This window comes from Streptomyces sp. NPDC001380 (assembly GCF_042895785.1).
Taxonomy (GTDB): Bacteria; Actinomycetota; Actinomycetes; order Streptomycetales; family Streptomycetaceae; genus Peterkaempfera.
In genome coordinates, this window is record NZ_JBIAWP010000028.1 from 50,458 (window position 1) to 60,041 (window position 9,584).

At 73.8% G+C, this 9,584-nt stretch carries 7 protein-coding genes and 1 pseudogene; 1 reads left to right on the forward strand and 7 read right to left on the reverse strand.

The genetic code is table 11. The annotated features are described in order from the left end of the window. Positions 1-18: 18 nt before the first annotated feature. The 4 genes from fumC to ACFY07_RS25755 all read right to left on the reverse strand — a co-directional run bounded on the left by fumC (position 19) and on the right by ACFY07_RS25755 (position 5,231). Positions 19-1,482, reverse strand: coding sequence for a class II fumarate hydratase (gene fumC / locus ACFY07_RS25740; RefSeq protein ID WP_390871930.1), 1,464 nt, complete (start codon positions 1,480-1,482; stop codon positions 19-21). Then, positions 1,479-3,158 carry an NAD-dependent malic enzyme gene (locus ACFY07_RS25745; RefSeq protein WP_390871931.1) on the reverse strand — a complete coding sequence of 560 codons (1,680 nt, stop codon included), beginning with the start codon at positions 3,156-3,158 and terminating at the stop codon, positions 1,479-1,481. Before ACFY07_RS25745 ends, fumC begins: the two co-directional genes overlap by 4 nt. A gap of 236 nt (positions 3,159-3,394) precedes the next feature. Continuing rightward, positions 3,395-4,474: a winged helix DNA-binding domain-containing protein gene (locus ACFY07_RS25750; protein ID WP_390871933.1), complete on the reverse strand. Its 1,080-nt coding sequence runs from the start codon at positions 4,472-4,474 to the stop codon at positions 3,395-3,397. Between the two features lie 22 nt (positions 4,475-4,496). Continuing rightward, positions 4,497-5,231 carry an alpha/beta fold hydrolase gene (locus ACFY07_RS25755; protein ID WP_390871934.1) on the reverse strand — a complete coding sequence of 245 codons (735 nt, stop codon included), beginning with the start codon at positions 5,229-5,231 and terminating at the stop codon, positions 4,497-4,499. 80 nt (positions 5,232-5,311) lie between these two features. Here ACFY07_RS25755 and ACFY07_RS25760 point away from each other — a divergent pair, with 80 nt between their 5' ends. Beyond that, entirely contained in the window at positions 5,312-6,286 is a 975-nt protein-coding gene (locus tag ACFY07_RS25760; protein ID WP_390871935.1) for a helix-turn-helix transcriptional regulator, read from the forward strand. Positions 6,287-6,643: 357 nt separating this feature from the next. On the opposite strand, the pseudogene ACFY07_RS25765 reads toward ACFY07_RS25760, so the two are convergent. From ACFY07_RS25765 to ACFY07_RS25775, 3 genes and pseudogenes are all read right to left on the reverse strand, one after another. Further along, positions 6,644-7,130: pseudogene (locus ACFY07_RS25765) on the reverse strand (MFS transporter); the annotation flags it as partial. A gap of 269 nt (positions 7,131-7,399) precedes the next feature. Beyond that, complete coding sequence (locus tag ACFY07_RS25770; protein WP_390871936.1) at positions 7,400-7,990, reverse strand: DUF6461 domain-containing protein; 591 nt, start codon at positions 7,988-7,990, stop codon at positions 7,400-7,402. Between the two features lie 535 nt (positions 7,991-8,525). After that, the gene (locus ACFY07_RS25775) at positions 8,526-9,344 is read right to left on the reverse strand and encodes an alpha/beta fold hydrolase (protein ID WP_390871937.1); all 819 of its coding nucleotides are present in this window, start codon (positions 9,342-9,344) and stop codon (positions 8,526-8,528) included. Positions 9,345-9,584 lie beyond the last annotated feature (240 nt).

Here is a 9,584-nt window from a genome sequence, read left to right on the forward strand (position 1 = left end):
CGGGCGGCCGGCCCGTTCTCACTCGGGCGAGGCTGTGAGGCCGACCATGGAGGAGGGGTCGACGATCCGGTCGAACTCCTCCGCGCCGACGTACCCGGTGGCGAGTGCCGCCTCACGGAGCGTGGTCCCCTCGTCGTTCGCCTTGTGGGCGATGGCGGAGGCCTTGTCGTAGCCGATCGCCGGCGAGAGCGCGGTGACCAGCATCAGCGACCGGTCCACGTACTCCCCGACCCGGTCCAGGTCCAGGTCCGCGCCCTCGACGCAGTACTCGCGGAACCTGTCGCAGGCGTCGGCGAGGATGCGGGTCATGTGCAGGAAGTTGTTGATGATGACCGGCCGCATGGCGTTGAGCTCGAAGTTCCCCTGCGTTCCTGCGAAAGCGACGGCCTGGTCCTCGGAGAGCACCTGGATGCACACCATGACCATGGCCTCGCACTGGGTGGGGTTGACCTTGCCCGGCATGATCGAGGATCCGGGCTCGTTGGCAGGCAGCACGAGCTCGCCGAGCCCGCAGCGGGGTCCGGAGGCCAGCCAGCGGATGTCGTTGGCGATCTTCATGAGCGGCACGGCCAGCGCCCGCACCCCGGCGGAGGCCCCGACCACGGCGTCGAGGCCGCCCTGGGCGGCGAACTTGTTGCGCGCCGTGGTGAAGGGGTGTCCGGTGCTGCGGGCGATCTCCTCCGCGACCTGCTCGGCGAAGCCCTCCGGGGCGTTCAGCCCGGTACCGACCGCGGTGCCGCCCATCGCGAGCTCCAGCAGTCCCTCCGCGGCGCGGTCGGCGCGCTCGCACGCCTGCTCGAGCTGGTGCGCGTAGCCGGACCACTCCTGGCCCACGGTGAGGGGGACGGCGTCCTCGAGGTGGGTCCGGCCGATCTTGACGACGTCGTGCCAGCGCTCCGCCTTGCGGGCAACAGTCTGCCGGAGCGCCCGCACGCTGGGCAGCAGGACCTCGCGGACGGCCTGGAGCGCGGCGATGTGCATGGCGGTCGGGAAGGTGTCGTTGGAGGACTGCCCCATGTTGACGTGGTCGTTGGGGTGGATCGGCGTCTTGCTGCCGAGTTCGCCGCCGACGAGCTGGATCGCGCGGTTGCCGATCACCTCGTTGGTGTTCATGTTGGACTGCGTGCCCGAGCCCGTCTGCCAGACGTACAGCGGGAAGTGGTCGTCCAGGTCGCCGGCGATGACCTCGCCGGCCACCCGCTCGATCAGGTCCGCCTTCCAGGCGGGCAGTCGCCCCGCGCGGCCGTTGACGGCCGCGGCGGCTCGCTTCACGTGGCCGTAGGCATGGTAGACGGCCTTCGGCATGCGGTCGTCGCCGATCGAGAAGTGGATCAGCGAGCGCTGGGTCTGTGCGCCCCAGTAGCGGTCGGCGGGCACGTCCACGGCGCCCATGGAGTCCGTCTCGCGGCGCAGTCCGGCCGCGTCCAGGCCGACGGGCAGGTCGAGGACCTCCGGCACGCCGCCGTCCTCGGGCGCGGTCATGCGGCGGCACCTCCGTCCGGACGGTAGACGGGCTCCCACATCCGTTCGCGGACGGCGCGCAGCGGATCGGCGTGCCGCCGGGCGGCGACGCCCTCCGCCGCGGCGGCCTCCACGACGGCGGCGGCGGTGCGGGCGGAGGACTCCCACAGGTCCTCGACGGGCGGCAGCAGGGAGGCGCCGGGGGCGGTCGGGTCGACCTGGTCGGCGACGGCCTGGGCCGCAGCGCGCAGCATGCCGTCGGTGACCCGCTCGGCGCGTGCGACGATGGTGCCGAGCCCGAGGCCCGGGTAGAGCAGGGCGTTGTTGGCCTGGCCGATCCGGTAGCTGACGCCCCGGTACTCGACGGGGTCGACCGGGATGCCGGTGGCGACCAGGGCCCTGCCGCCGGTCCACGCGATGAGGTCGGCGGGCATGGCCTCGATCTGCGACGTCGGGTTGGACAGCGGAAGGATGATCGGGCGCTCGGTGGCGGCGGCCACGGCCTCGACGACATCCCTGGTGAAGGCCCCGGGCACGGTGGAGGTCCCCAGCAGGATCGTGGGGCCGACCCGCCGGACGGTCTCCAGCAGGGAGATGCCGCCGCCGTCGGCGGTCCAGCCGCGGACCTCGGCGGGGTCGCGGGCGTAGCGCCGCTGGAAGTCGCGCAGGTCCGTCATGTCGCTGGTGAGCAGGCCCTGCTTGTCGATCAGCCAGATCCGCGCCTCGGCGTCCTCCTGGCTCGCGCCGTCGCGGACCATGGCGTCACGGAGGTGGTCGGCGATGCCGACGCCGGCCGTGCCGGAGCCGAAGACGACCAGCCTCTGCTCCCGCATCGGCACGCCGCTCACCTTCACGGCGGAGAGGACGGCGGCCAGGGCGATGGCACCGGTGCCCTGCACGTCGTCGTTGAAGATGCGGTACCGGTCGCGGTGCGCGTCCAGGATGCGGCGGGCGTTGCTCGGGCCGAAGTCCTCGAAGTGCAGGAGGGCGTTCGGGAAGCGGGCGGAGGCGGTGCGCAGGTACGTCTCGATGAAGGCGTCGTAGTCGGCGCCGCGCACGCGCGGGAAGCGGTTGCCCAGGTAGAGGGGGTCCTGCAGCAGCGTCTGGCGGTCGGTGCCGACGTCCAGGGAGACCGCGACCACCCGGCTCGGGTCGATGCCGGCGGCGGCGGTGTAGACGGCCAGCTTGCCGACGGCGATCTGCACGCCGCCCACGCCCCAGTCGCCGATGCCGAGGATCTCCTCCGCGTCCGAGCAGACGATCAGGTCGACGTCGTCCGGTCCGAGGCCGAGCGTGTCGAAGGCCCGGTCCATGTCGTCGGGGCGGTCGACGGACAGGAACAGGCCGCGGGGGCTGCGGTACTCCTGCGAGTACTGCTCGATGGCCAGGCCGACGGTGGGGTCGTAGACGATCGGCAGCAGCTCGGCGAGGTGGTCGCGCAGCACCTTGAAGTAGAGCACCTCGTTCCTGTCGTGCAGCTCCTCGAGGTACACGTTCTTGGCGAGGTCGCTGTCCTGGGCCTGCATCTGCCGGAAGGCGCGTCCCGCCTGCTGCTCCAGGGTGAGCACGGCGGCGGGCAGGCGGCCGGTGAGGCCTCGCGCCTCACGCTCCTCCTGCGTGAATGCCACCCCGTGGTTGAGGAGCGGATTCGTCAGCACATCGGGGATGGACGGAGTGTGGTCGCCGCTCTCGGCCATGTCGGCCTCCCTGGTCTTCCTGGGGGCGGGACGACGGATGCGCACACCGGCGACGCACCCTGCCGGGCCGCCCGGGTGGTCGTGCGGGGCGGTCTCACCGACGCCTCGCGGGATGCGAGGGGAAGGCGTCTCCTCCCCAGCATAGGGAAGCACCGCGACTGCGCACGTCCGGCGGTGGGCGGGCCCGCCGGCCCCGGACGTCTCGGCATCCGCGCCACCGGGAGGCCCCGGCGCGTTCACGCGGGAGGCCGCAGGAAGCGGGTGACCGCGGACACCTCCGCGTCGACCAGGGACCGGACCTGCGGCGACAGGGGCTCGAAGGCGTCCACCCGGACGGCACGGCCGGCATCGCGGCGGCTCCACGTGCCGACGGCCAGGCCGTCCGCGACGACCGTGGGACGGATGAGGCCGCCGCCCGGCCACACCCGGCCGCGGTGGGCGGCGGGAACGGACAGCTCCCGGCCGCGGTAGCCCACGAGGTAGTTGTCGTAGGCGGGCAGCATCCGCACGTCCAGGGTGCCGGGGCTGTCCAGGGGTTCCTCCGTGCGCCCGGTCGGCACGCTCAGCGCGCCGTACCCGGTGATGGAGCCGGTGTGCGCCAGCGTCCTCCAGGCCTTGCGGGCCAGGGTGACCGGGAGACCCGACCAGGTGGCGAAGTCGTCCACCGCGACGGGCGCATGGGCGCGGACGTAGCGGCGGGCGAGTTCGGCGACGGCCGTGTCCTCCTCCCGCCGTGCGTCCTCGGCGCCGGGCGGAAGCCAGTCGTCGAGCAGGACGTACGTGGCCTCGTGACCGCGCCGGGGACCGTGGCAGAGGACTCCGGTGAGCGCCGCGTGGCGGATCAGGTGGAACGGCGCCTGCCCGTCCGGCTGGACGCCGACGGCGGCCAGGTGCTCCGTCAGCTCGGCCCGGGTGAGCGGTCCGTGCGTGGCGAGGGCGCGCCGGGCGAGCCGGTCGGCACGCTCACGCAGGCCTTCGTCCAGGCCGAGCTGCCGGTAGCGGCGGTTCGTTGCGGCGAGGATGCGGGGGGCGAGCAGCCGCAGCACCCAGCGGGCGTCCGGGCTGGGGACGGTCTGCAGGGTGCCCCGCATGAACCAGCCGCGCACGATGCTCCGCTCGTCCTCGTACGCCGCGCGGATGCCGGCCGCCGTGATGTCCCGCCCGCGCACCCGGATGCCCAGGTCGGCGGCCACGGCGTCCTGGGCCTGGATGGCGAAGACCCGGCGGACCACCGCCGCGGGGGAGGCTTCCCGCACGTTGCCGGCCAGGGCCTGCGCACGGGCCCGCAGCCGGCGGACGCTCTCGTGGTCGGGCATGGGCCGCGTGCTCCCGTCCCCGTCAGGAGACGGCCGTGTGGAGGACGTCGGCGAGCTCGGCGGGCGCCGACAGCATCGGCCAGTGCCCGGTGGACAGGTCGAAGCGCCGCCACGGCGCGTGGCCGAGGAAGGCCAGCATCGGCACCCCGCCGTCCAGCAGGCCCTGGAAGTCGCGGCAGGCGACCAGGACACGGTCCACGCCGGGGCCGGGCTCGACCGGACCGGCCAGCCGCTGGGTGTAGGTGCCGAACGGCTGAGGGGTGGCACGTGCGCTCAGCACGTCCCGCCGGTCCTCGTCGAGGCCCTCGAGGCTGGTGGACAGGCCCAGGATCTCGAACGGCGGCATCGGGAGCCGGGAACCGCCGCCGTGGGCCGCGACCTGCCGGCCCAGCTGGTCCGCCGCCTCCGGTGGCATGAGGTCGAGCATGCGCATGCCCGCGGTGAACGGGGCGCTGTCCACGTAGACCACGCGCTCGAGCCGGTCGCCGAGTCGCCCGGCCGCCCCGGTGACGGGGGCGGCCGCGTAGCTGTGGGCGACCAGGGTGACCTCGCGCAGATCGTTCTCCCCGACGAAGTCGGTGATGTCCGCGATGTGCGTGTCCAGGTCCGTCCGGGGCCCGCCCTCCTCCGCGCGCTCGGCCAGGCCGGTCAGGGTCAGCGCCAGCGCCGTGTGACCGCGCTCCCGGAGAGCGTCTGCGGTGTCCTGCCAGGCCCACGCGCCGAGCCAGGCGCCGGGGACGAGGACGAAGGTTGCCATGTGATCTCCCTGGAGTGAGGTGCTGTGGGGAGCGTAGAGTCGATACAGGACAGAATCAGCCCTGAAATGTCGAGTGATCCGTGTCGCATCCCCTGACCCGTGTGCTGACCCTGCTGGAACTGCTCCAGTCGAACGCCGGGCTCACCGGGAGCGAGCTGGCCGACCGGCTGGGCACCGATGTCCGCACGGTCCGCCGGTACGTCGCCCACCTGCGCGACCTGGGCATCCCCGTGGAGGCCGAGCGCGGCCGCCTCGGCGGCTACCGGCTGGCCCGCGGCTACCGGATGCCGCCCCTGGTCCTCACCAATGACGAGGCCCTCGCCGTCGTCCTCGGACTCCTTGCGGCCGAACGGCTCGGGATGGGTACGACGGTGCTGGCCGGCGCGGGCGCCCGGGCCAAGATCGAACGAGTGCTCCCGCAGGCCCTGCGGGAACCGCTCGCCGCCATGCGGGAGACCCTGCACTTCACCGCGGGGGCCGTGAGCGCGCAGGCACCCGGCAGCGGCGTCCTGCTGGCGCTCGCACAGGCCTCGCGTGCCAGGACGACCGTGGGCATCCACTACCGGTCCCGGCAGCAGGACCGGACCGAGCGCGACGTCGACCCCTACGGCGTGGTCTTCCACACCGGCCGCTGGTACCTCGTCGGCCACGACCACCTCCGCGACGACCTGCGGACCTTCCGCATCGACCGCATCGCCTCCGTCGCCCCCCGCACACGGGCGTTCGCCGTCCCCGACGGCTTCGACCCGGTCGCCCATCTGACCGCGACCCTCGCCCAGGGGCCGTACCGCTGGCAGGTCGAGGTGACGATCCACGGCCCTCTCGACGAGATCGCCCGAAGGCTGCCGCGCACGGCCGTCACGCTCACCGCCCGACCGGCCGGCGTGCTGATGCAGGCACGGGCGGAACGCCTTGACGGCATGGCCCACGTGCTCGCCTCGCTCGAGTGGCCCTTCACCGTCCACGGCCCCGACGAACTCCGCCAGGCCCTCAAGGACCTGGCGGGTCGACTCGCCGCAGCCGCCGAACGGCAGCCGGGAGTCCTCTCGCCGTGAACCACGGGTCCACCGCGACAGGGCCTCCGTCCTCGGAACGGCGTCCGTGCGACGGCCTCGCGTGTCCGAGCGGGCGCGGCCACCACCGCCGGGGGTGAGGTGCACGCATGCACCTCACCGGTGACGGCGGAGCGGACGGAGTGATGGCCGGGAACGGGGCTGCCGGGCCCGGGACCGGGGGCGCACGGCGTCCTCCGCGTCCCAGGAAGGATCCGAGGAGCCGCACCTGTCCTCGACATGGACGACACGCAGTCCGGTGCTGTCCTGATGGCGCTTGGAACGTCCGCACAGCCCGACGGCGAAGTCCTCCCGACCGCTGGGCTCGTCCGGCGCGACATAGGTGAGGACGTCCTAGAACCGGGCGTCCAGGCCGGCGTGCCCGCCCTCGGCCTCGGCGAGGATCTCGCGGGCGCGCTCCCGCCGCCCGACGGAGATCAAGAAGCGCGGGGACTCGGGGATGGCGAAGGAGAGCAGGCCGTACAGGACGGCCGGGATCACCATGACGCCCAGCACGGCCTGCCAGGCCTCCAGGCCCGTCAGGCGGCCGCGCTGGTCGCCGCCTGCGGCGTTGAGCAGCCCCCAGTCGACCAGCTGCGAGAGGGCGATGCCCCCCACGATCGCCGCCTGCTGGAAGGAGCCGAGCCGGCCGCGGCAGGCGGGCGGGCGGGGCGACCTCGGCGATGCAGGCCGGGCCGATGACGGAGGCCATACCGATGGCGAACCCTCCCACGACCCGTCACAGCGCCAGGTCCCACAGCGCGAACGGCAGCGCCGAGCCGACAGCGCTGACGGTGAACAGCACGGCCGCGATCTGCATGCACCGGATGCGGCCGATGCGGTCGGCCTGGTCCGCGCCGCCCTGGCCGAGCAGAACGACGAGTGGACCGAAGCCCGCCGCTCCATGGGCCACGCCCTCCTCGCCGAGGCCCGTCTCCACCCGGTCGACGGAGAAGGCACCGGCTCGGCCACCCCGACCGAGCTCACCGCCCCACCTGCGAACGGATCACCGAGCGGCCGGCTCGTGCACGACCCGACAAGACGTGGCCCATGGCTGCCCACGGGTTGCACGAAACACCTGGCCGGGCCGGAACGCACGGCTGCGGCCCGGCCCGGTCAATCCTGCCGGGGCAGGGGGCGCAGGCTGCCGCTCCAGCGTTCGTCATCGTCGCCAGGCGGCGTCACGCGGAGCCCGAAGGCGTCCTCCGCGAGGGCCAGAACGCTGCGCAGGGGGGCCGGCTGCCCGGGACGGAGGCCCAGGGGGTGCATGAACGCATCGAGGCGGTGCGGGTCCGAACCGGTCGGCTCGATCGGCTGGAGGGTGTGGAAGTCGGTGACGAGGACACCGTCGACCGCGTACCTGAACCAGTGCATCGGCTTCTCATTGCGGTGCAGCGCAACGGCCTCCGTCCCCCTGGAGACCGCGGACAGGATCCGCTCGTCCAGACCGTGGCAGCCGCCCTGCTCCCACGCCCACGTCCACGCACCGTCGGTACCGGTCGTCACCACCGGCTCGTCCTCGTCGAGCAGGGTGTCGCCGAAGTCGTCCTCCAGGTCGAGGGGATCGCGCAGCGCGAGGGTGTCGGGGTCCACCCCCATGCGGGTCAGCAGCTCCGTGGGGGGCACCCCCTTGGCGAAGGTCAGGGTGCAGATGGGGATGTCCCCGCGGAAGAAGTCCAGGCCGCGGCTCATGTCAGAGGTCGTCATGCCGCAGATGCTGCCACCCATCGCTGACTCCCCCGCCCCGCATCCCGGGCCGTACGCCCGGCCGATCCGGCTCGAAGGCCACCGCGTCGTGGCGGTCGTGACGGTGGACCTGACGCCGTACGAGACGTCGGAGCAGCGCAGTCCGGCGATGCCGCTCGTGCCGGGTGGCATCTCGATCCTGCTCGCAGGCGTCGTCGCCCACCTCGTGGCGGGCCGTGCGTTGCGGGTGGTCCACGGCATGGCCGCTCTTGCCGACGACTGGGGCGATCACGAACCCGGGCGCCGATTCGACCTCGGCGTACCCCGCAACCGCCCAGGCGCACGCGCCACCCCCACGCGTGGGTCCGCCGGTCCCGAGACCGTCGAGCAGCCCCCTCCGGTCCGGGGAAGCGCGGCGAGGGCCGACCGGGGCCGTGGCCGTGCGCGCCGTCGACCGGGCCGTGGGCCGCACCGGGCAGGAGCGGCCGATCCGGCCGGCAGCGCCGACCTGGTGAGGGCCGCCGCCCGGTCGACCGCCGGCCTGCCGGTCGCGGCATCAGTGCGGACCGTGGCCGGGGGCGGCGGCGTCCCGGACGGCCCCGGCGATGGCGGGGGCGTCCTTCTTGAGGATCGCGCCGTGGTTGCTGGCGACCTTCGCGCTGATGCGGATGCCGGGGTTGCGGACGGTGACCGCGTCGAGGCTTGCGCGGATCCGCTCCTGCTCGTCCCCCTTGCTTCCGAGGGAGGTGCCCGAGGCGACCACATACCGCACGGGGACGGTGATGCGGTCCAGGACGGGTCCCAGCTCGCGTTCGCGGGAGAGGCGGCCGAGCTCGATGTTGCTGTCCGCCATCTGTGCGGCGCTCATCCTCGGGGTCAGGCCCGTCGGGCGCAGGAGCGGCATGAACAGGTTCATCCGCCGGAACAGCCTGCGGATCCGCTGCTCCATGGCCTCGTCGAGCCAGTCGTGCGGGAACGCGCCGTCGACCAGGACCGCGCTCAGGGCGCGGTGCGGGTTGCGGGCGGCCCAGTGCGCCGCGACGACCGCTCCGTAGGACCAGCCCACCACCAGCGCCCGGTCCACCCCTCGGGCGGCCAGGACGGCGTCGACGTCGCGGACGGCGGCCTCGAAGGAGTAGTCGGCCGAGCGCCCGGACCTCCTGCCGCGGGCCCGCTCGTCGTAGGTGATGTGCCGCCACCCCGTCCCCAGTTCGCCGATGACCCGGCGCCAGTACCCCTGGGTGGCGAACTGGCCGTTGAGGTAGACCACGGGCGTGCCGGGGCCGCCGGTGTCGGTGACGGACAGGGCGGTGTCGTCGACCGGCACCGTGCCGGTCCACGTCGGGGCGGTCGGGGACGTGCTGTGCTTCGTCATGGGGTCTCCCAGGTCGTGTGCGGTGTCGTGCGGCGGCCCCTGCGGGGCGCCGGGCGCGGGGCGCGGGCCCCGGGGAAGGGCGGCGGGGCCGGCAGGACCGCCCGGTCGGGCGGTCCTGCCCCTGCCGCTCAGAGGCTGCGGGCGATGATGTCGCCGTGGTCGGTGGTGGCGCGGATGTCGAGTGCGGGGGTGCCGTCGTTCCTCAGGGCGTTGCTGATGCGGCCGTGGCCGGTGCCGGCG

Bases quoted from the DNA above. Each gene is read 5' to 3' on its own strand.
- fumC (WP_390871930.1), bottom strand. From the start codon at position 1,482: ATGACCGCGCCCGAGGACGGCGGCGTGCCGGAGGTCCTCGACCTGCCC.
- ACFY07_RS25745 (WP_390871931.1), bottom strand. From the start codon at position 3,158: ATGGCCGAGAGCGGCGACCACACTCCGTCCATCCCCGATGTGCTGACG.
- ACFY07_RS25750 (WP_390871933.1), bottom strand. From the start codon at position 4,474: ATGCCCGACCACGAGAGCGTCCGCCGGCTGCGGGCCCGTGCGCAGGCC.
- ACFY07_RS25755 (WP_390871934.1), bottom strand. From the start codon at position 5,231: ATGGCAACCTTCGTCCTCGTCCCCGGCGCCTGGCTCGGCGCGTGGGCC.
- ACFY07_RS25770 (WP_390871936.1), bottom strand. From the start codon at position 7,990: ATGACGACCTCTGACATGAGCCGCGGCCTGGACTTCTTCCGCGGGGAC.
- ACFY07_RS25775 (WP_390871937.1), bottom strand. From the start codon at position 9,344: ATGACGAAGCACAGCACGTCCCCGACCGCCCCGACGTGGACCGGCACG.